Annotated in this window: 21 protein-coding genes; 2 read left to right on the top strand and 19 right to left on the bottom strand. The window is 40.2% G+C overall.

The annotated features are described in order from the left end of the window. Positions 1–14: 14 nt before the first annotated feature. From LCD32_RS07045 to LCD32_RS06975, 15 genes are all read right to left on the bottom strand, one after another. Positions 15–704, bottom strand: coding sequence for a DUF881 domain-containing protein (locus tag LCD32_RS07045; RefSeq protein WP_007499760.1), 690 nt, complete (start codon positions 702–704; stop codon positions 15–17). Further along, the gene (locus LCD32_RS07040) at positions 701–1480 is read right to left on the bottom strand and encodes a cell division protein FtsQ/DivIB (RefSeq protein ID WP_007499762.1); all 780 of its coding nucleotides are present in this window, start codon (positions 1478–1480) and stop codon (positions 701–703) included. The genes LCD32_RS07045 and LCD32_RS07040 overlap by 4 nt, the downstream gene beginning before the upstream one ends. A 136-nt stretch (positions 1481–1616) precedes the next feature. After that, complete coding sequence (gene murB / locus LCD32_RS07035; protein WP_007499764.1) at positions 1617–2528, bottom strand: UDP-N-acetylmuramate dehydrogenase; 912 nt, start codon at positions 2526–2528, stop codon at positions 1617–1619. A 30-nt stretch (positions 2529–2558) separates the two neighbouring features. Continuing rightward, entirely contained in the window at positions 2559–3653 is a 1095-nt protein-coding gene (murG, locus tag LCD32_RS07030; protein ID WP_224563332.1) for an undecaprenyldiphospho-muramoylpentapeptide beta-N-acetylglucosaminyltransferase, read from the bottom strand. A gap of 198 nt (positions 3654–3851) precedes the next feature. Continuing rightward, entirely contained in the window at positions 3852–4952 is a 1101-nt protein-coding gene (spoVE, locus tag LCD32_RS07025; protein ID WP_039166797.1) for a stage V sporulation protein E, read from the bottom strand. A gap of 59 nt (positions 4953–5011) precedes the next feature. Then, a complete protein-coding gene (gene murD, locus LCD32_RS07020) occupies positions 5012–6358 on the bottom strand; it encodes a UDP-N-acetylmuramoyl-L-alanine--D-glutamate ligase (protein ID WP_411908501.1) in 1347 nt (448 codons plus the stop codon). 9 nt (positions 6359–6367) lie between these two features. Beyond that, positions 6368–7342: a phospho-N-acetylmuramoyl-pentapeptide-transferase gene (gene mraY / locus LCD32_RS07015; RefSeq protein ID WP_007499771.1), complete on the bottom strand. Its 975-nt coding sequence runs from the start codon at positions 7340–7342 to the stop codon at positions 6368–6370. A 136-nt stretch (positions 7343–7478) separates the two neighbouring features. Beyond that, positions 7479–8954, bottom strand: a complete 1476-nt coding sequence (locus LCD32_RS07010) for a UDP-N-acetylmuramoyl-L-alanyl-D-glutamate--2,6-diaminopimelate ligase (protein WP_144610138.1) — start codon at positions 8952–8954, stop codon at positions 7479–7481. A 211-nt stretch (positions 8955–9165) separates the two neighbouring features. Then, on the bottom strand, positions 9166–11085 hold the full coding sequence (locus LCD32_RS07005; RefSeq protein ID WP_224563330.1) for a stage V sporulation protein D: 1920 nt from the start codon (positions 11083–11085) through the stop codon (positions 9166–9168). A 125-nt stretch (positions 11086–11210) separates the two neighbouring features. After that, positions 11211–13361, bottom strand: coding sequence for a penicillin-binding protein (locus LCD32_RS07000; protein ID WP_050827687.1), 2151 nt, complete (start codon positions 13359–13361; stop codon positions 11211–11213). Positions 13362–13368: 7 nt separating this feature from the next. Beyond that, on the bottom strand, positions 13369–13716 hold the full coding sequence (gene ftsL, locus LCD32_RS06995; RefSeq protein WP_148942933.1) for a cell division protein FtsL: 348 nt from the start codon (positions 13714–13716) through the stop codon (positions 13369–13371). 36 nt (positions 13717–13752) lie between these two features. Then, positions 13753–14685 (bottom strand): 16S rRNA (cytosine(1402)-N(4))-methyltransferase RsmH, encoded by a 933-nt coding sequence (gene rsmH, locus LCD32_RS06990; protein WP_007499781.1) that lies wholly within the window; start codon positions 14683–14685, stop codon positions 13753–13755. 66 nt (positions 14686–14751) lie between these two features. Continuing rightward, positions 14752–15183, bottom strand: coding sequence for a division/cell wall cluster transcriptional repressor MraZ (gene mraZ / locus LCD32_RS06985; protein WP_003211163.1), 432 nt, complete (start codon positions 15181–15183; stop codon positions 14752–14754). Between the two features lie 127 nt (positions 15184–15310). Next, the gene (gene bshC, locus LCD32_RS06980; protein WP_224563328.1) at positions 15311–16930 is read right to left on the bottom strand and encodes a bacillithiol biosynthesis cysteine-adding enzyme BshC; all 1620 of its coding nucleotides are present in this window, start codon (positions 16928–16930) and stop codon (positions 15311–15313) included. Positions 16931–16995: 65 nt separating this feature from the next. Next, positions 16996–17889 carry a 2-dehydropantoate 2-reductase gene (locus LCD32_RS06975; RefSeq protein ID WP_263485677.1) on the bottom strand — a complete coding sequence of 298 codons (894 nt, stop codon included), beginning with the start codon at positions 17887–17889 and terminating at the stop codon, positions 16996–16998. Between the two features lie 211 nt (positions 17890–18100). On the opposite strand from LCD32_RS06975, the gene LCD32_RS06970 reads away from it, so the two are divergent. Beyond that, on the top strand, positions 18101–18580 hold the full coding sequence (locus LCD32_RS06970; RefSeq protein ID WP_007499784.1) for an N-acetyltransferase: 480 nt from the start codon (positions 18101–18103) through the stop codon (positions 18578–18580). A gap of 44 nt (positions 18581–18624) precedes the next feature. Here LCD32_RS06970 and gerR read toward each other — a convergent pair whose 3' ends face one another. The 3 genes from gerR to LCD32_RS06955 all read right to left on the bottom strand — a co-directional run bounded on the left by gerR (position 18625) and on the right by LCD32_RS06955 (position 20017). Further along, on the bottom strand, positions 18625–19164 hold the full coding sequence (gerR, locus tag LCD32_RS06965; RefSeq protein WP_017359370.1) for a sporulation-specific transcriptional regulator GerR: 540 nt from the start codon (positions 19162–19164) through the stop codon (positions 18625–18627). Positions 19165–19303: 139 nt separating this feature from the next. Then, positions 19304–19477 carry a 50S ribosomal protein L32 gene (gene rpmF, locus LCD32_RS06960; protein WP_008354700.1) on the bottom strand — a complete coding sequence of 58 codons (174 nt, stop codon included), beginning with the start codon at positions 19475–19477 and terminating at the stop codon, positions 19304–19306. Positions 19478–19498: 21 nt separating this feature from the next. After that, on the bottom strand, positions 19499–20017 hold the full coding sequence (locus LCD32_RS06955) for a YceD family protein (protein WP_008345010.1): 519 nt from the start codon (positions 20015–20017) through the stop codon (positions 19499–19501). Positions 20018–20223: 206 nt separating this feature from the next. Between LCD32_RS06955 and LCD32_RS06950 the strand changes: the two genes are divergently transcribed. Beyond that, on the top strand, positions 20224–21471 hold the full coding sequence (locus LCD32_RS06950) for a nucleotidyltransferase (protein WP_411908495.1): 1248 nt from the start codon (positions 20224–20226) through the stop codon (positions 21469–21471). Between the two features lie 33 nt (positions 21472–21504). On the opposite strand, the gene LCD32_RS06945 is transcribed toward LCD32_RS06950, so the two are convergent. Beyond that, entirely contained in the window at positions 21505–22533 is a 1029-nt protein-coding gene (locus tag LCD32_RS06945; RefSeq protein WP_017359372.1) for a SepM family pheromone-processing serine protease, read from the bottom strand. Between the last annotated feature and the right edge of the window lie 2 nt (positions 22534–22535).

Below are 22535 nucleotides of genomic sequence, written 5' to 3'. Positions count from 1 at the left end.
TCACCTTTTCACATTTAATCTTTGTTTCTTAGAAGAGGATTCATACGAATATCCTTCTTTTCAATCGTCATGGAAATATGATCACTTGTCAGCTGATCAACCACCCCGCCTGCAATGTTTAATGCAGGAATCAAAACAGCTGGATCTCCAATAGCAGATATGACAAATGGTGCTGGATGTTGAACACCATCAACCGTGACGACTGGACCGTTACAATGTATGTATGATTGGTGTGTGATTCTTTGTCCGTTTATAGCTACAGCAGATGCCCCTGATATAAATAGTTCGTTTATCACATGGAAAATGTGGCTCTCATGCACAATGTAATTATTGACATTTTGTCCACTCGGGATATAAGATGCATCTTCCAGAGATACTTTTACCCCTTTCCCTTTTACACCTATTTCTCCTGTAAACATTCTGTATTTCTCAACATCTTCCAAAACATTAAAATACTGCTCTTTTTCATTTTTCAAACCAAACTCTGTTTCTTGGACTTTTGATTGAAGACGATAAAGTTCTTTTTCAAGTTTTTGATTCGCCTTTTCTTGCTTTGTTAGCTGACTTTTCAAAGAATATTCTTTTTTCCATTGTTCTGTTCGATTGACATCTGCTCGATGCTGCTTCGTATATTGGTATGAAAAAGAAATCAGAAATCCAAGAACAAGCATTACAATTGAGAATATGACGGTTTTGCCTCTCAACGTTCATCTTCCTTTTTCTTAGATTTAAAAGCTTCAAAATACGTAGCTACTTCCATATGAATCGTACCTTTCTCAGAAGACGAAAGCTCTTTGACAATGGCAGGGTACGTCGTCATTTTATCTGCGAATGTTTTAATTGATGCAATAACGGTGTTTCCATCATTCATATAAAATTTAACGAGCCACTGATTGGAGCTAGTCGGTACGTAATATACTTCTGAGATTAGTTCCTGAATAGAAGCCGGCAGTTGATTTAGAGCTTTCACTGTTTGCTTCAATTTCTCTTTATTGTCCCAATCGACAAAAATAGGTCCTGCGTGACTTGGTGTTACTTCATCTGGCAAAGCCGTCCCGTTTTCAAGAAGCTCATAATAAAAATGTCCCTTTTGCAGATACGCAATATTTGCATACTCTTTGACAGCAATACTGACCTTATTAGGGAAATGTTTTTTGATACTGACACTTTTAATCAATTTATTTTGCTTTATATGGTCTGCTGTCATATCTTTATTTAAATTCCAAAACTCTGTCTCGCCTTCTTTAATTTGCGAAAGTTTAACGAGCTGTTTTGTTGGTACATGTTCATTACCGGTAATGGTTAAAGAAGAAATTTTACTGATTGGTGTTTGCAAATAGACAATAATTAAAACCATGATAAAAAACAGCAAAATAAAAGAGATTAATCTCCGATTCGCTTTCTGCTTCCTTTGTTCTTTAATTTTAGGGATTCGCTCTTCTATATTGACGATCTTTTCATTTTCATGATCAGGCCGCATATATACTCTTCACCTCATTCAAAGCTGCTTGTCCGCACCTTTGGATCATTCTTTATCTCATATTGATTAGAAAACAAACGGCATGAAAAAATGCCGTTTGTTTTCCTGTGATACCATCATTCATAAGTAGTAGCCTTTAATTTGCTTCACCAATAATTTCTACTTCTGTATGCATCTCTACATTGTAGTCATCTTTGATTTTCTTTTGAATGTACTGAATTAAGTCGAGCACATCTTGAGCCTTCGCCCCACCAGCGTTGACAATAAAGTTTCCGTGCATATCAGAAATTCTAGCGCCGCCAATCTGATATCCTTTTAAATTCGCCTTTTCTACAAGCTGTCCTGCATACTCAGGTAATGGATTTCGGAAAATACTGCCGGCGCATGGTTTATTATACGGTTGTGTTTCCTTACGATAATCTTTATTTTGCTGCATTTTCTTTGTGATTTTCTCACGTTCATCCTGTTTAAGCTTGAACACTGCTTCGAGAACAATTCCAGGGCGTTCCTTTTGAAGCACAGAAGTTCGATAGCTAAAATTCATTTGCTCATTAGTTAACCACTCGATCGTTCCATCTTCAAATAAGACTCTCGCTTTCACAAGAATCTTGCTAATGTCAGATCCATGTGCCCCTGCGTTCATATAAACAGCGCCACCAATAGATCCTGGAATACCAGCTGCGAATTCCAATCCTGACAGCCCCTGCTTACTAAGAGACGTCGCGAGTCTTACAACTGAATAGCCTCCACCAACTGTAATTTCTTCATCATTGACAGTTAAGTGATCAAGCCCAGCGCCCAGCTTTAAAACGACCCCGCGAATTCCTTTATCAAGGACAAGTAAATTGGATCCTCTCCCAATGACCGTCCATTGAGTATCATGTTTTTTCACCTGATCCATAATTGTTTTGACAGCATCGACATCTTTAGGGATGACTAATAGATCGGCCGGTCCGCCTATTTTCATTGTCGTATGATTTGCAAGCGGTTCATTTTCAAGTACTTTACCAACTTGCGCTTCTAATAATTCATTCTTCAAGTTCTCCATATTACCCTCCGCCTTACCTCATATCATTCATCATGAAGTCGTAATTTCTTTTAACACATTATATAAACGTGTGGCCGCATCTGGTACTCCAAGTTCTTTTGTTAAACGGCTCATTTGATGTAGTTTCTCGTCATTACCAGCAATTTCATCAATTGCATGAAGCAAGCGATCTCCAGAAAGCTCTGATTCTCTTAAAACGATCGCAGCGTCATGTTTTTCAAGTGATCTAGCGTTAATTTCCTGATGATTTGCGGTCACGTATGGACTTGGAATTAAGATAGTCGGAATTCCAAGTGCCGTCACTTCAGCAATCGTTGTGGCTCCCGCTCTTGCAACAATGACATCAATTGATTTTAAATACTCCGGCATTTGATGCAAGAAAGGCTTTGTGATCATATTCGGTGCTTCACCTTTTTCTTTTAATTCGTTCAGCACTTTTTCATAATGAACCTCACCTGTAATATATAAAAGCTGATAGTTCTTTGCCTTTAATTCATCTTGCATGTCAATCACTGCTCGATTGATTGGAGCTGCACCTCTGCTCCCGCCAAAAATAAGAACCGTTTTTTTCTTCTCATCCAGCCCAAACTCTTTAAGAGATTTTCCCTCTTTAATAGAGACGACTTCAGAGGCTCTTGGGTTTCCCGTAAAAACAACCTTTTCTGAAGGAAAGTGTTCCTTTGCTTCTTCAAAACAGATGGCTACTTTATTCACATACCGTGCCAGAAACTTATTTGTGATGCCTGGCAGGCTATTTTGTTCGTGAATGATCGTTGGGATTTTTAGCTTAGACGCAGCATAAACAACTGGACCACACACATAACCACCTGTTCCAATAACAGCATCCGGCTTAAATTCTTTTAAATAAGATTTACTTTTTTGGACGCCCTTTAGAAACCTCATCACTGTTTTTACATTATCAAAGGAAAGCTTTCTTTTAAAACCTGAAATTTCAATTGATTTAAAAGGGATATTTTCTCTTTCTACAATTTTCTTTTCAAGCCCATTCTCAGTGCCAATATATAAAAATTCCACATCAGGATGCAGTCTTTTCACTTCTTTAATAAAAGCTAGAGCAGGATAAATATGCCCGCCTGTTCCGCCTCCACTAATAACTATACGCATTATACCATTTCCCCTCAATTTTTTTCTGCTCTGAACAAAGTATAAACCCTGTTTTAAACAACAGGGCTCCGTCAAAACCTGTAAAGAAGAGTCAATCATCACGTTTTCGAAACAGAAACTGCCATTTTCACTCTTCAAATCATTTTTTCATACTTTTGCAAAATAAAAGTCTATATGGTTTCATGAACTATCAGCACATTAATATCTAGCATACCTGCTTACATTCAAAAGTACGCCAATTGCCATCAGCATTAATGTCAGTGATGAACCGCCATAACTTATGAATGGGAGTGTGATGCCCGTCACAGGGATGAGACCTGTGACAACTGCGATATTAATCATTACTTGAATGGCAACCATTGAGATGATGCCCACTGCCAAGAAACTTCCATATAAATCTGGTGCACCGAGGGCTATTCTAATGCCTCTCCACAATAGAACACTAAAGAGCAGCAAAATGAGTGATCCACCTATAAATCCAAGTTCTTCAGACAATATAGCAAAGATAAAGTCTGTTTGAGGCTCAGGCAAATAGAAGAATTTTTGTCTACTCTGACCTAGCCCCATTCCAAACAGACCGCCTGGACCGACAGCATATAAGGATTGAATAATTTGAAACCCGCTGCCAAGTGGATCCTCCCAAGGATTTAAATAAGATGTAATTCGTTTTATTCGATAGGGTGCTGATAAGACAAGTGCGGCAAATCCGCTAAGCCCTAAAAGACCGAGAAAGATAAAGTGAGCGATTCTTGCACCTGAAACAAATATCATAATAATACAGGTTCCAACCATAACCGTTCCTGTACCTAGGTCCGGCTGTAGCATAATGATGGCAAATGCAGAAAACACAATGCCTAGTGCTGGGGCGAAACCTTTACGAAAGGATGTGATATTCTTTTGTTTTTCAGATAAGAATTTTGCAAGAAACGCAATCATCGCAAGCTTCATAAATTCAGATGGCTGAATACTAAACGCACCGACACCAATCCAGCTTCTTGAACCATTTCTCTCCATACCGATACCAGGAATCAAGACAAGCACGAGTAGGAGAAAACACACTGCAATCAGTATCTTTGACCAAGTCCGCCACGTCCAATAATCGACCCGCATAATGAAAAACATTGCGATAACTCCGATTCCGGCAAACAAAAGCTGTCTTTTTGCAAAATAAAACGAATCATCAAATTTATACGATGCCCACACAGCACTTGCGCTGTACACCATAATTAAACCAATCGTCAATAAAAGTAACGTAATGACAACAAGCAAAAAATCCGGAGAAGTTTTCTTATTCGTCAAGAGACCGACACCCCAAGCATAATTTCATTTGGGCTGTCAGTCATATGAGAGACAAGCCCTTATTTAAGCATATGCACGGCGTTTACAAACATGTCTCCTCGTTCTTCAAATGTTTTATGCTGATCCCAGCTTGCACAAGCTGGAGACAATAAAATCACGTCTTCTTCTTCAGATATGCTAAACGCCGCAGGTACTGCTTGTTCAACATTATCGACATGTTTTACGTGATGTATTCCCAGCTCTTCACCAAGCTTCACAAACTTAGGCGCAGTCTCACCAAATGTAATTATTCCTTTTACATTCTTCATAAAAGGTTTTAATTCATCAAATTCATTGCCACGATCCAGTCCACCTGCTAGTAAAATGGTCGGCTGCTTGAAGGCAGACAAAGCTTTACTTGTTGCCAGTATATTGGTCGCTTTACTGTCATTATAAAATTTTCTATTTTGAATCGTCTCCACAAATTGCAAACGATGCTTCACTCCACTAAATGTAGTAAGAACTTGCGCAATCGCTTCGTTTGAGCAGCCTGCATTTTTTACAACACAAATAGCTGCTAGAATATTTTCTTGGTTATGCTCACCAGGAAGAACAACATCCTTGAGGTCAATGACATGTTCATTCATATAGTAGATGGCACCATCTTTAATAAACGCTCCATGTGCTACCGGCTCTTTAACTGAGAAAAACACTTTTTGCGCTTTCGACTCTTCTGCTAGTTTGACAACAGATGGATCATCTAGGTTAACCACAGCTATGTCATCTTCTTGTTGATGTGCATACACTTTCTGTTTTGCTTTTTCGTATTCTTCACGCGTGTGATGATAGTCTAAATGTGCGTCAAAAATATTTAAAATTAAGCTGATTTTAGGTCTGAATTCAACGGTTCCCATTAACTGAAATGAAGAGAGCTCAGTTACGATCCATTCATCGCCCGCTGCACGCGCGGCAACTTCACTTGCGACCGTTCCGATATTACCTGCTACCAATGTTTTTTGGCTGTCTTTTTTCAACATTTCATAAATCAAAGTGGTCGTGGTCGTTTTTCCATTTGATCCGGTAATCCCAATAAAAGGAGATGAGGTCAAATGATACGCCAATTCTATTTCAGTCCAAACTGGAATTTTTCGGCGAAGCGCCTCTTGAACCATCACATTCTCATAAGGAATTCCAGGGTTCTTAATTAAAATCGTAATTTCTTTATCGTCGAACATACGAAGAGGATGACTGCCACAAATGACATCAATCCCCTTTTCAGAAAGTAACTGAGCAGGCTCGTTTTCTTCAAAAGCTTTTTGGTCATTGACCGTCACGTTTATTCCGTGTTCGTGAAGAATTGAGGCTGCCGCATATCCGCTTTTTGCAAGCCCTAGTACTAGTACGTGTTCGTCTTTTAACATTTGCATCCTATTCAATTATAACCACACCTCGATGTAAATTCCTAAAACAGCAAGCAATAAACCAGCTGTCCAGAAGGTGACAACTACTCTCCACTCAGACCAGCCAACTAACTCATAGTGGTGGTGAAGCGGGCTCATCTTAAAGATTCTTTTTCCAGTTGTTTTAAAGGAGATGACTTGAAGGATAACGGATAACGTTTCAACAACAAATACTCCTCCAATAATGACGAGTAAAATCTCAAGTTTTGTTAAAATGGCAATGGCCACTATGGCACCGCCTAAAGCAAGCGATCCCGTATCACCCATAAATACTTTTGCAGGATGCGCATTAAAGACAAGGAACCCAAGGACAGCGCCTGCTACTGCTACCGAAAAGATCGCCACATCATACTGAGATTGATTCCAAGCCAATATGGCAAAAGCTCCGAATGCAATAGCAGCTGTTCCAGATAATAAACCATCAAGTCCATCCGTAAGGTTTACCGCATTAGAACCACCGACAAGCATGAAAACGACGAGGATAAAGTATGCCCATCCTAAGTCAAAGCTGACATCTGTTCCTGGAATGCGAATAGTCGTTGCAAACTCATAATAATGGAAGACTGCATAGAAAATCACAGCAATCACAATTTGCCCGATTAGTTTTTGTTTCGATGTTAAGCCAAGATTTCGCTTCATCGCTACTTTAATATAATCATCTAAAAATCCTAATAATCCGTAGCCAAGGGTGACAAATAACAATAAAAACATTTCAGGACTAATCTCAGAGAATTTGTTAATCATCACGATCGTTGTAATTGTAATAGAAAAGATAATCATAATTCCACCCATTGTTGGGGTACCAGATTTCTTTTGGTGAGACTGAGGTCCTTCTTCTCTAATACTTTGACCAAATTTAAGCCTTCTTAAAAACGGAATAAAAATCGGGGATAAAAGAACACTGATTAAAAATCCCATTATGATTGTAAACAATATCACCTGTTCAAGCATTGTTCTTTACTCCTTCCGAATTTCCAAAGCCGTTTTCCATTAGAAAATAGCATTCATTATTATGATATTCATTCGTGTCTTTCGTATGTTGTTTTTGTACAAAATGCTTCATTTCATTACACTCTTTTCATCATTTTTAAGATTTGTTTAGATCTAAAATAGCGTCCGCTGCCACCTTGGCATCATCAAAGTCATAGACTTGATCACCAATGATTTGGTACGTCTCATGGCCTTTTCCAGCTATTAAGACTGTATCGCCCTTTTTTGCATTAGCAATGGCAAAAAAGATGGCCTGTTTCCGGTTCACAAAGCTGTGATAATAGGCGTTTGGCACGCCATTTTCCATGTCTTTCAAAATGGCTGATGGATCTTCACTTCTTGGATTATCTGATGTAAAAACAGGCTCATCTGCATATTTCACAGCGATTTGGGCCATCTGAGGGCGCTTGGTTTTATCACGGTCGCCCCCGCAGCCAACTACACAGAAAATTCTACCTTCTGTTAATTCTCTGCACGTAGTCAGTACATTTTCTAAACTGTCAGGTGTGTGCGCATAATCAACGATGACTGGGAAGTCTTGATCAAAATTCACAAGTTCGAATCTTCCTTTGACTCCCTCAAGTTCTTCAATGGCACTAACGATCGTTTCAAACGTTAAGCCTGATACAATTCCTACTGATACAGCTGCTAAAATGTTATACACATTGAATTTCCCAATAAGGGCAACCGTCACATTTTTTGTGCCGATTGGGGTGATCAAATCAAATTGTGTTCCCTTTGGTTTGATTTGAATGTTCTTTGCCATTACATCTGCTTCTTGCTCTAAGCCATACGTCATAATTTCAGCAGCTGTGACTTTTTCAAAATAACTAGACGCTTCATCATCTGCATTTAAAATGGCATGCTTCGGCTTATCATGCTGAAAGGCACTTCCGAGCTGGGAAAAGAGCAAGCTTTTTGCATGTTTATATTCTTCCATTGTGTTGTGGTAGTCCAGATGATCTTGGGTAAGATTTGTAAAGACGGCAATATCATAATCACATCCATGAACACGTCCAAGATGCAAAGCATGTGATGATACTTCCATAATGGCCGTATCTACGTCTTGATCAAGCATCTGCTTAAAGGTTTTCTGAAGGGTGACACTCTCAGGTGTTGTGTTTTTCACTTCGAGAATTTCATCGTTTACCTTCATATACATCGTACCGATTAAACCTGTTTTTTTATCGGCTTTTCTCATGATTTGCTCAATCATGTGTGTTGTGGACGTTTTCCCGTTCGTTCCTGTAATACCAATTAGATTGAGTTTATGAGTTGGCTGTTCGTAAAAAGCATCTGCTATTCTTGCAAGTGCTCTTTGAGAGTGTTTTACAATAATGACTGGTACATCTGTTATGTGAAGTGGGTGTTCTGCTACAATCGCTGCAGCCCCGCTTTTCACTGCTTTTTCAGCGTAATCATGTCCATCTACTGTATAGCCTTTTATACAGACAAAAAGACTCCCTTTTTTCACTTCTCTTGAATCCATTTCAATGGAAGTAATCTCCGGATTTTCGTTTATCAGTTCATTGTTTTCACTTTTAAAGTATGTAAGGAGTTCTTGTAATTTCATTTCATATCAAACCTCTCAAATTCGTTCACGTGCATGTCTTGTGAAAAAAACACACAGTCTATATTTTATCGTAAAAAAAAGGATACATCCAGCGTATTCCTTAAGTTTCTCTTGGAAAAAGCACACTTTATGCTCTTTTTTTAAAGCGACCCTTCTCTTTCAACAAAAAGAGGCAGCCGAATGAGTGCGGCTACCCTCTGTTCATTCTTTATTATTCATCATTTAAGTATAATCGGATCGTGGAACCTTCTTTGACCTTTGTGCCGGCAGCAGGCGATTGCTTCACCACTTTACTGCCAGTTCCTGAAGCATCAATCTTTAGATTAATCAGGAGTGATTCAAGGTCAGAAACAGATCCTCCTACAAGATTCGGTACCTCAATGGTTTTTGTGTCCAGCCATTGATACTTCTTTTCAATTTGTCCTTTTCTTTTTTTCACGCCCATTTCAGGCAGACTGTCTCGCATAATATGGCCCACAATAGGTGCTGCTACTGTCCCACCAAATTGAATCGTGCCTTTTGGGTTATCTACTGCTACATATACAACAATGCTTGGATCATCCGCAGGTGCAAACCCGATAAATGACACAATGTGGTTATTTTCCATGTACTTTCCGTCTTTTACTTTCTGTGCTGTTCCTGTTTTTCCGCCCACCCGATATCCTTCAACGAATGCATTCCGACCAGTTCCTTGAGCGACTACACTTTCAAGGGCATACCTGATTTCTTTAGACGTCTCCGCTGAAATGACTTTCTTCTTGGCAATTGGTGATTGCTTTTTCACTACCTCTTTTGTAATTGGATCGATCCATTCTTTTGCAATATACGGCGTGTAAAGCGTTCCTCCATTTACTGCGGCTGCCACTGCAGCTACTTGTTGAATCGGCGTAACAGATACACCTTGACCAAATGCTGTTGTTGCCTGTTCTACAGGACCAACACGATCAAGCGGGAACAAAATTCCTCTACCTTCTCCTTGAAGGTCGATTCCTGTCTTTTGACCAAAGCCGAAATTTTTAATATAAGAAAATAGTTTATCTTTTCCAAGACGGTCGCCTAGCTCGACAAATCCTGGGTTACAAGAGTTTTGTACCACTTCTAGAAACGACTGTGATCCATGTCCTCCCTTTTTCCAGCATCTGAGCCTTGCGCCATCCACTGTCACAGATCCGCTGTCAAAAAAATGATCACGTTTTAAATTTACTTTATTTTCTTCCAGGGCAGCTGCCAGTGTAATGATTTTAAACGTCGATCCTGGCTCATATGTGCTCCACACCGGTAAGTTTCGGTTAAATACTTTTGAATCAACTGATTGATAGTCAGCCGGATCAAAGTCAGGTCTGCTCGACATTCCCAGAACCTCACCATTTTTCGGATTCATGGCAATGGCAATCATGCCATCTGGGTTATATTTTGCCTGAGCATTGTCTAGTTCTCGTTCGATGATGGTTTGCACTTTTGAATCAACGGTTAATTTCATATCAAGCCCATCTTTAGGCGGTGTATAATCATCTGCTTCATCTGGCATTTTCTTCCCTTTTGCATCAGAATAAAATTTCACAGAGCCTTTTTCACCTTTTAGGTCATCATCATAGTACGCTTCTAGCCCAAGTAAGCCTTGATTATCAATTCCAGCAAAACCTAATACATGAGATAAGAAACTTCCAAACGGGTAATGTCTGATGCTGTCCTCTGCTACATAGACTCCATCTAAATCAAGCTCTCTGACTTCTTTTGCTTTTTCATGAGATACTTTTCTCCCCTCTGGGGAAATTCGTTCTATAGACGTTTTCTTGGTGACATGCTTGTACGCTTTCTCCTCAGACATATTCAGCACTGCTGCTAATTTTTTGCTTGTTTCTGCTGGGTCTTTCACCTGCCGCGGCACGACTAAAATAGAGGGAGCACTTTTGTTCGTCGCCAGCTCCACCCCATTTCGATCCAAAATATCTCCTCGTTCTGGTTCAAATGGAAGGTTACGGCTCCATGAATCTTTCGCTAAACTTGTCAGCTTCTCGCCCATAATAAACTGCACATATCCTAATCTAGTATCTATGATGAAAAAAATGATCACCCCAAACAGCAGCACGAAAAGCAATCGTTTTCTCACTGTTACACTTGACACTCGCACGCCCGGTTCACTCCTTACATATGGCTTGTTTTCATCATATGCAGGCTCGTCTTTTTATAGAACGATCTCGTCCATCGCTCAAGCAAAAGAAAAAAACCTAGCAAATGATTTGCTAGGTTTTCAAGTTAATTTGGACTTTTGAAGGTCACTGTGACGACTTTATCTGAAATCTCCGCTCCACTTTTCACGCTTTGTTTGACAGCATATCCTTGTCCATTTGTTTCAATATGCACACCTGAAATAGACGCATATTGAAGAACTTCCCTTCTGGACCAGCCTGTCATATCAGGCATTTTAATGGTTTTCCCTGCTGTTTTCAAAAAGACTTTCTGGCTTTCAGAGAATTCAGAGCCCGCATTTGGCCATTGGCGTTTAATGGATAGACCGTCACCAATGACAACAGGTGATAACTTTTTGTTTTTTGCTTCTGTTTCTGCCTGTTTCACTTCTAAATCTAGGAATGACGGCATTGTTTCTTGTTTTATTTTCTGTTTGCCAGATTTTTTATCATCTGTTTTTGTTGGTGCGATATTTAAATAGAGCAAACTATTTTTCATCACAGGGTTAAAGATTTCTGAAACAGGGGCAGAGCCTGTTTGTGTTTCAGATAGCTGAGGCTGTTGGACAGCCACATAAACGAGCAGCTTCGGATCATCTTTTGGTGCCATTCCCATAAATGAAAAGACGTAATCGTTTCTCCCTTGAAGGTAGCCGCCAGCACCGCCAATTTGTCCTGTACCTGTTTTCCCAGCGACATCAAAACCTTTGATTTGATATGGCTGTCCTGTGCCAATTTTTGAGGAAACGACCTCACCTAAAATGTCACGGACTTGCTTCGCTGTATCAGAAGAAATTGGTTTTCCAGCTACTGTTGGTTCGTGCTGTAAAATTGTTTTGTTTGTGTTCGGGTCTGTAATATGATCGATTACATATGGCTTCATCATCGTTCCACCGTTTGCAATGGCTGTCGCCGCTTCAATTTGCTGAATTGGGGTAATCGCGGACGCCTGACCATAAGCAGTCGATGCTTTGTCATATTCGTATCTGAAATTGATTTTACTAGACGCTTCGTTCGGCAAGTCTATGCCTGTTTTGTCATAGAAATGGAATTTTTGCAAGTATTGTTCGTAGCGTGTGAAACCTAACTTTTCTTTTGCCAGTTTCGCAAAAGCTACGTTTGAAGAACGAAGAACACCTTCATGAAAATCAATTTTCCCCCAGCCATTTCCGTTGTTATGGTCTCTTACAAGACCGCCGCCTACTTTATAAGTACCAGACTGATACTTGTCACTGCCTTGGTACACTCCTTCTTGGATAGCAGCAGCGAGTGTAAAAATTTTCATCGTTGAACCTGGTTCAAATGCGTAAGAAATGACATCGTTGTTATAATTCGTAATGTCGAGTTCATTTAAATTAAAGCTTGGCCGCTGTCCCATTGCAAGAACTCTTCCAGTTTTCGGATCAACGACTGTCGCAATGATTTTCTTCGGCTTATATTTTTTAGCGACCTGCGTCATACTTTCTTCAAGAAATGCCTGAATTTTTTGGTCGATGGTCAGCGTGACGTTTTTCCCGTCTTTCGGGGCAACGATGTCTTCTTTACTATTCGGAAGTGCCCATCCGCTTCTGTCGCTGTTATACGTTACATAGCCATCTTTTTCTTTTAAATATTTATTCAGCGCCTTTTCTAGACCCATTGCGCCTGACATTTCCTTGGTGGCTTCATCTAATCTAGCATAACCGATTAAGTTCGAAGCAAACATGCCGTTTGGATAATACCTCTTTGTGTCTTTTTCAAAGGCGATCCCAGGAAGTTTTAGCTTTTCAATTTTTTCCTTAGTTGAAAAACTAATATCCTTTCCGGCTTTACCAAACTCGACTTGGAATGCATCTTTTGTATTCAGACGCTTTAAAATTTCACTCTCACTCATATCAATGACCTTTGACAGCTCTTTTGCTGTCTTTTCTTTGTCAACGACATGCATCGGATGCTTTGGATCGACCGTCATTTTCTTGCTCATGATTGCAATTAGCTTATACACAGATGTATCTTCCGCAATCACATTGCCATTTCTGTCTAAAATGGACCCTCTTTTGGCTTCAAGTGTTTTTTTCGATTGATATTGTTCATTGGCTTTTGCAGCTAACACTTGTCCATCGACGGTTCCCGTAATCTGAATATAAATAAAACGTGCAAGGATGATAAAGAAAAACAGGGCGAAGCAAATACTCGCAATTGCCGCGCCTCTGTTCATCATTTTATTCTTTTTAGGCATCGCCATGTTAATCGACCTTCTTAACATCTTTCGATATGCTTAAGCCGGCTTTTTTAGCGGCTTCAATGATTCTCTCTGGTTCGCTTAGTAAATCTTTTTGCTTTTGCAGTTCAGTGATCTTTTTCGATTCTAAAGACACTTGCTGTTCTAGCTTCTGCACTTCGATATTTGCGTGATAAACAGCAAAGGCTTTAGAAATGATGAGGATCGAGCTGCACATGAGAGCCATGACAAACATGACAAGTAAGATTTTTTCACCAAGTGTAATAGAACCTCTTCTTCTAATCACAACCGATTGACCTTGTTGCTCGGTTTGATGTTGCTTTACTTCTCTTTGGTAAGCCAAATTACTCATAAGAAACCTCCTTTTTATCATCATCTATGGTGTCGTTTACTTTTTTTCTGCAATTCGGAGCTTCGCTGAACGGGCACGGTTGTTATATTCCAGCTCTTGTTCTGATGCAACGATTGGTTTTCTCGTGATCAGCTTCAGTTTTGGTTCAAGTCCTTCTGGAATCACTGGTAGTCCGTGCGGAAGTTCTGGAAGAGAAGACATTTCTTTAAATGTACTTTTACAAATCCGATCTTCAAGTGAATGGAATGTAATGACAGAAATTCTCCCCTTCGGATTGAGTAACTCTATTGCTTGTTCTAGTGCTTCTTCAAATACTTTCAATTCGTCATTTACGGCAATTCGGATCGCTTGAAACACTCTTTTCGCTGGATGTCCGCCTTTTCGTCTTGCAGGTGCGGGAATTCCTTCTTTAATAATGTCGACAAGCTCACCTGTTGTTTCAATTGGCGCTTTTTTTCTAGCTTCTTCAATTTTGCGTGCGATTTGCTTGCTGAATTTTTCTTCCCCATATTTGTAGAAAATCCGAACTAGATCTTCAAATGGCCATTCATTCACCACTTGTTTTGCCGACAAAGCAGCGGTTTGATCCATTCGCATGTCAAGAGGTGCATCATGGTGATAACTAAAGCCTCTCTCTGGTGTGTCAAGCTGAGGTGATGAAACCCCAAGATCAAAAATCACACCGTCTACGCTTGTAATTCCTTGTTCATTCAGACGTTCTTTTAAATATCGGAAGTTGCTTTTTATGAAAAGAATGTTCGCTTTAACATGTGCGAGCTTCTCTCGTGCATGATCCAGTGCAGCATCGTCTTGGTCAAACCCAATCAATGTACCTTTTTCTGATAATTGAGATAGTAAATATGAGCTATGACCTGCGCCGCCTAGCGTGCAGTCCACATATGTACCGTCTTCTTTGACGTTTAAACCGTCAACTGTTTCTTTTAATAATACTGTCTCATGTTGAAACATGATGATATGGTCCCACCTTTTTCAAATAGAAATGAATGTGTAGAAAGCTTGCTGCACAAGGGATTATTATATATCAAATCCAATCATGTTTTCAGCAATTTCAGCAAAAGAATCTTCTTGCTCTTCTGTATATTGTTCCCAGATCGACTTACTCCACAACTCAATTCGATTTGAAACGCCGATGACCACACATTCTTTTTCGAGTTTTGCATATTGGAGTAGGTTGGATGCGATGTTAATCCGCCCCTGCTTGTCCAGATCACATTCAACTGCGCCGGAGAAGAAGAACCGGGTAAACGCACGTGCATCTTTTTTCGTTAGCGGCAGCGCTTTGAGTTTCTCTTCAATTAGTTTCCACTCACTCATAGGGTAGCCAAATAAACATTGATCAAGCCCTCTCGTCAGCACAAACTGTTCTCCGAGACCGTCTCTAAATTTAGCAGGGATGATCATGCGCCCTTTTGTATCAATCGTATGTTGGTATTCACCCATGAACATGATATTAGAGCCCCACTTTCTCACCCATACTCTCCACTATCCACCACTTCTCTCCACAAAACTTATTTTACACTGTTTCTACATAAAAAAAAACCCTGAACTAGTCAGGGTTCATTAAAACTTTATTTCAAAGTTTGACAATTTGTTGCTTGTTTTGAAATGAAAATGGCAGATTTTTGAACGTTTTGAAGAATTCTGGACCATATTTGTTTAAAAAGTACATGATATTCCAAATTCTTTCTTGTGGTGCTTCGAGTGGTTTTAAACTATTTTCAATCCGTTCAAAATCTCGAAGGATGTATCCTTCCTTCTCTTCCACACGCTTTGCAACCTTTTGATAAACAAATTGAAGCTGGTCTTCTATAAATTTGGCATTTTTATCTAATAGCTGTTCAAAGCTTGGTTCGATCTCTAGCGCTTCTTGTCTCATTGCCTCGTGAACATTCGCTAATTCACGTTTGGCATGTTGAACCGATTGAACAAAGCTGTCTGGAAGACTTTGCTGAAAGTGCGCATCCTTCTTTTCTTTCACGCCTTTTGTCAGCACTTCTTCAACCGACAATTCTCTTATCGGCAGCTTCTTATCAATGTGCCTTTCAAGAATGGTGACGTGCAGTCTTGGAAGAACGGGTGCCATTTTGACATCGAAGTACTCGAAGATGCCTTTCAGCTCACCCCAATAGTTCACTTCACCGTGTCCAGCCATAAAAGCAAGCGTTGGAAGAAGGGTTTCCTGCATCAATGGACGGGTCACCACATTATTGCTAAACCGCTCTGGGTGCTCCTCGACTTCCTGCAAAAGCTCATCTTTTGTCCAAGTAAGCCCCACTTCGGATATAGAAAATTGGCCATTCTCTTGTTCAATGAGGAAACGCTCATCATCATATTCGTAAAACAAGTTGGCTTGATGGTCACCAGCTTCAATAATCGGCTGATACCCCGCTTGTTCCATGGCAGCCTGCGTGTTATTTAAGTGAGCCACGATCGCATCACTCGACTCCACAATTTGCTTGAATAACGTACGTTCAAGTGGCTTCACGCCGAAGTCTCCTGAATTCAATAACAGCAGTCCATCTTCTTCAAATAGATCGCAAACAATCCACTCAAAGAAATCAGTAAACGTTTCTGATTTGCGTAAACATCGAAGAAGCTGATCAAACAAGTCATTGGTGTAAGCAGATTCCTCATAGGTTGAAAATACATCACGAAGCCATCTCTCTGTTTTCTCTTGGTGGAGAGGTGTTCTTTTCGCAGCTGTTTTTTTCACATGATGTAATGGAAGCTTTTGTTTGACTGGGCCTTTTTCGCCAGACGTGTACACAAAGTTAATTTCGTCTACGTCGTGATCTTCACCCGCTACCCAAAAGACCGGAATAACAGGAACGCCAAGCGCTGATTCTTTTTCTTTGGCAAACTGAATAATGGAAATGATTTTATGTATGGTATAAAGCGGACCTGCCAGTAAGCCTGCCTGCTGTCCTCCAACCACCATGACGCTCCGTTCATCACGGATCTTCTCAATATTCTCACGCATCGCAGCCGAATCAAATTTTGCATGATATGCGCTCATATAATCCGCTAAAGCCTCGCGCGGGAAGCTCCTTTCCATGAGATCGTCGTATCTCTTTTTCCATGTGTGCTCAGAATGTATATCATAATCAAAAAAAGCAGTCATCTCTTTTTTTTCTTCTATATAATCACGTATGAATAAATTCTGACTTCGGATGGAAAGTTCAGTCAATTGCATGTTTAGAACTTCCTTTCTTCAATAAATAGTTAGTTTCCCGAAAAAAGTATAGCATGTAAATGAGCTCACTCAAAAGATTTTGTTTGCTTTTTTTCCAATACTTCCAAGCTTCTATTCAAGAAAGTGAGGAATGGCGGCGTCATCCCTTGACCTTGAGCTTTTTTTAAAAGGTAGCCAATGATTGCTTTTCTTTCAGTTTGGCGGCCTTTGACGATATCTTGTAGCATTGACGATTGATTGGCAGCCGTTTGATGGCAAATTGATTTCACATGAGCCCATAGACGATCTTTCTCAAGCAACCCTAGAATGGAAACCGCTTCTTCAAATGCACATGTCATCATATGTTCATATGATGGGTTCGATACCAATTCCCCATTATTCACATGTAATAGAGCCGTCAACGGATTAATACACACATTGACGAGCAGCTTTTCCTCCAGTACTTTCTTCCATTCATCTGTATAAACCATTTGAAAATCGCACGTTGATAGTTCACTACCCATAGGTTCTTTTTCCTCATGCAGAAATGCTCCCCACTTGATGACACCAATTCCTGTATGGTTTACTGCGCGATCAGACACCTTCATTGCGCCATGCTCTACTACACCAATATATAACTGATGTGCCGTTTTCCAGTTCTTTAAATCGACGAGGTGGGCCATTCCGTTCTGCAAAAATAAGATCCGCTGACGAGGCAGTCCTGATAATTCACTTAGAACATCTTGCAGGTGATGATACTTCACTGTCACAATCAGCAAATCAAATATTCCTTTGACTCCCGTATCGGCTCCAACAGCTGATTGAATGGTTTCCCCTCTCACCATTCGTTCAATGCCGAATGCTCGAATTTCTTCTGCCTGCTGTTTTCTTCTTGTAAAGAGGGTGATGTCATGATGCTCTGATAAATAACTGGCACAAAGCAGACCAATCGCACCACCGCCAATGATTCCAATTTTCAATTGCCGCACTTCCCTTTTTCTGTTTACTTCATGTTATCAACTATTTTACCAGTTTCGTGCTACGATGCAAAAAGCAGATAACGCGCTATGATTGAATTTTTTTAATTAAAAAACTATAATAATAATTGTAAAAACTTTTTTTAGGCGGATGGGATGAAAACGCCTTCAATGACATCACTGTCGACATTATGTGTGTAAGGGGGAAGATCACATGACACAAGTAAAACGTCTTCTGATTAACTACAAAACATTAGAGGAATTTAAACAATTTAAGGAATATGGCATACAAGAACTTTCCATGCTTGAAGACCTAGAGAGTAATATGATTGAAAATGACAGCAACTCTCCATTTTATGGGATTTACTTTGGAGATAAGCTTGTGGCACGTATGAGCCTCTATCAAGTAGACGGCTCGACGACGACGTATTTTGACCATAATCATGATTATCTAGAGCTGTGGAAGCTAGAAGTGCTGCCAGGATATCAGCGTAAAGGATACGGCGAAGCGCTTGTTGATTTCGCAAAATCTTTCGGCCTTCCAATTCGAACGAATCCACGCGTTAAATCTGCCGGTTTTTGGGATAAAATGGGCTTTGAAGCGGTGAAATATGATATGGAACGCGATAAAGGAGAAAACCCACTCATTTGGGAGCCTGCACATATTCAAAAGAACACAGGTGAGTCCGCTTAATCATTAAGAAAACGCCCCTCTTTCCATCTGTGAGGGGCGTTTTCTTATTTTGCGTAATCTTTTAAGCTGATATTCTGTTTGACTCTTTCAACAATACCAATAAGTGCCCGGTAATCTTCTTCTGTCATTTTTAATTGACGTTTCAGCTGTTCATTTTCTTCGGTGAGTGATTTTAATTGATGCTGTGCATCTTTCAGCTCCTCCCGTAAATAAGCTGGACCAGATGGTTCTTTCTCAAGCTGCTCTAGAAACCGAATTACTTCTCGAAGCGTCAGTTCAGTCTGATCAGAAGATGCCTTCTCTTCTATGGTGAACGCATGCTGCGGTAAACCCGAAGAATGGATACCAATTTTTTTACGCAGTTCTTTTCGCTGTTTTTTGGCAAGCTCAATGCCTGCCTGGTACTGCTTTCTGACGTAAGAATTCCACCTGAATCCACATGCTGCTGCTGTTCTTGACAATGCTTTTCCAACCTCTTCAAATGCTGAAAGCTGGGTACCTCCATCTCGGATATGCCTTAAGACAACTTCTGCTAAAAGTAAATCTTCATCTTGTGTCCATGCGTCCTGCCGTGTAATCGTCAACTCATCATCCCCCCTTGAATCTGAATACCACATCATATGCGCTTACTAGAGTAGATAGACTATTTGCAGGAGAGAAACCTAAAAAATAGATCAATAAAAAAACGCAAGGGAAGATTCCCTCACGTTTTTTTATCAAGCATTAGTTGCTTTTTACGTCTTTGCCTTTGTATGTTCCGCAAGATTTGCAGACACGATGAGAAATTTTCATTTCACCGCATTCTGGGCAAGCTACCATACCAGGTACTTGTAGTTTGAAATGCGTACGACGCAATCTTTTTTTCATTTTAGAAGTTCTTCTAAAAGGTACAGCCATTATTCCCACCTCCTTAAAGAGTTAAGATTCATTATTTTCTTCTAAGAGCTTCTTCAAGCCTTCCAGACGAGGATCAATTCGGTTTTGATGTGCATCTTCCGAAATGACCGCCCAGTCATTCCCTTCCTGTGGTGCAGCACCTTTTACGTCAGCTTGGTCGCAAAAGATTTGCATGGGCACTTCAAGAAGAATTTCTTCCTTGACTATAGGCGTTAAGTCGATGATATCGTCTTCTACAACAGATACGTCTTCATCTTCTATATCGTCTGTCTTATGAAGTACAAATAGTTCTTTTGTTGAAATCGCAAATGGATAATTTACATCAACAAGCGTTCTTGAACAAGGCAATGTCATTTCACCTGTGATGGTTAAATCAAATGCGACTTGCTTTGATTCGATCACTCCAGTCCCTTTCACCTCTACTGGTGAAATACGACGTATATCTGAATGAAGGCTAGTAAGTTCATTTAAGTCAACCGTCTCATGAAAATCGAAGCTGTTTTTAGCTTTTTGATGTAACTGATAAACTGTCCATTTCAATTGTATCACCTCTAAGAGCAACAAACATGATTATAGCTTTCATCATGCTATTTGTCAATATTTTTTCTTTACAGTCCTTCATGACGTCAAAGGGCTGTTTGACATCAGTTCTCGGAATGCCTAAACTGAAAAAAATGGTCTTCATTTTTCCCTTATGCTACTGTAGCACAGACCATTTAACCATAGCAAGAAAGGCGGAACATCTATTGAAAGCAGTGGGAGTCGTTGTCGAGTACAATCCATTTCATTATGGGCATGCCTATCATGTGAATCAGGCGAAAAAACAAACCTCCTCAGATGTTGCCATTGCCGTCATGAGCGGTTCTTTCCTCCAGCGCGGGGAGCCTGCCATCGTCTCAAAATGGGCACGCACAAAAATGGCACTGCAAAACGGCGTAGACATTGTGTGTGAGCTTCCATACATATATGCCGTACAAAAGGCAGAAACCTTCGCCAATGGCGCTGTGTCCATCCTTGATGCATTAAAATGCCATTCTCTTTTTTTCGGTAGTGAGGATGGAGAGATCAACGCATTTGAGCGCACAGCACACGCTTGGTATGAAAAAAAGGCAGAGATTGATCTTTTAACAAAAGAAAAGGTGAAAGAAGGTCTTAGTTATCCCGCCGCCGCAGCAGGTGCGTTTCAAGAGGCCATTCATTCTGAACACTTACTGGATTTGTCCAAACCAAATAACATTTTAGGCTTTCATTATGTTAAAGCCATCTTAGAGAGAGCTCCTCACATGCAGCCTTTTACGTCTCAAAGAATTGCATCTGATTATCATGATGAAGAACTGCCTAACAACCAAAAAATCGCAAGCGCCACAAGTATCCGAAAAGCATTAAAAGAACAGAGCTCATTTCAAGCAGTCACGCCCTATCTCCCGGACGCTACTTTAAAGCAATTACACGACTATCATTCTTCATATGGTCTTTTACATACGCAAGAAGCCTATTTTCGCTTTCTGAAACATGTTTTTCATACAATGGATACGAGTGAACTAGAGGGCATCTATGAAATTGAAGAGGGCATTGAACACCGCATGCAAAAAGCCATGACACTTGCGTCTTCCTACGAAGAGTATCTATCACTTGTCAAAACAAAACGATATACGTGGACAAGGTTACAGCGGATGAATACGCATCTATTAATGAACGTGAAGAAAAAGACGATGCACGCGCTGCTTGAAGAGAAAAAAGCGCCCTATATTCGTTTACTTGGAATGACAAGGAAAGGACAACAGTACTTGTCTCTTGTAAAAAAAGAGTTGGATGTACCACTTGTGAGTAAACTGTCTTCCTTTTCACATCCCGCCCTTGATCTTGATATTCGCGCTTCAAGGGTGTTCAGCCTTCCCATCTGTGAACCCATGCAAACAGAGTTAACAAAAGCAGAGTTTAAAACATCACCGATTCGATATGATGAAGAGAGCGGACTCTTTTCATCTCGATAGAAAAAAGCAGCCTGCAAGTCAGGCTGCTCTTTTTTATGATGCTTTCTCTTTTAATTTGTTTAAATAGTTTAGTGCGTCCTGCATGGTATCCACAGGAACGATTTTCATATCACTTTTAATATCTTTTGCTGTTTTGACTGCATTTTTGTAGTCAGAGTTTGGGTCACCTTTATCATTCGGTGCAAAGAAGATGTCTTTCCCTGCTTTGTCTGCTGCAACAACCTTTTGATCAATTCCGCCAATCGGTCCGACTGTACCATCTGCATCAATCGTTCCAGTTCCTGCGATCGCATAGCCATGTGTTTCATCTTCTTTTGTCAGCTGATTGTAAATTTCAAGTGACATCATTAAACCAGCCGATGGACCGCCGATGTTTTCAATATCCACTTTCACAGAAGGAGACACTTTCACATGACGGTCTGTAAATAGTGATACGCCAATTCCCACTCGTTTTGGCTCTTCTTTAAATGGTTTTAACGTCACGTTCTGCGTGATTTCTTTGCCATTACGTTCAAGTACAAAACGGACAGTCGTGCCTGCTTTTTTACTGCTGATATACGAAACCATTTTATCTGCTGACTCGTATGTATGGCCGTCGACACTTTTGATCTTATCACCAACTTCAATCTTCCCATATGCAGGCATTCCTTTCATCACATAGCTCGCATATACCCCATTAAACGTATAATCTACTTTTTTTCCCGCTTTTGTATAAGCGGCAATCATCGCATTTTCTTGAGAACTTTTCATGAGCTGCAGCTGCCGTTTCATATAATCCTCATCAGACTCTCCGTCCGCTTTAATATTTTCTTCTGGAACGATTTCGTCATACTTGTTCATTTTTGCAAGCAAATACGTATATGGATTGGCTGGACCTACTTTAATGGTCATAAGAGAAAAGCTGCCCTTCTCGCCATATCCTCCGTCTACTTGAATGTGTGGCGCAATTTCTGTGGCATCACCTGGCTTTGTGACGTAATAGGGCAGTTTCACAAAAGTTAAGCCAAATAAGACTAGAACAACAGCAAAAAAGCTGAGCCAGCGAATATTTAATTTTTTCATTC

Source organism: Bacillus sp. RSS_NA_20, assembly GCF_020165915.1.
GTDB lineage: Bacteria > Bacillota > Bacilli > Bacillales > Bacillaceae > Bacillus > Bacillus altitudinis.
The sequence above is the reverse complement of the archived record's forward strand: the minus strand, read 5'-3'. Positions and strand labels throughout refer to the sequence as shown.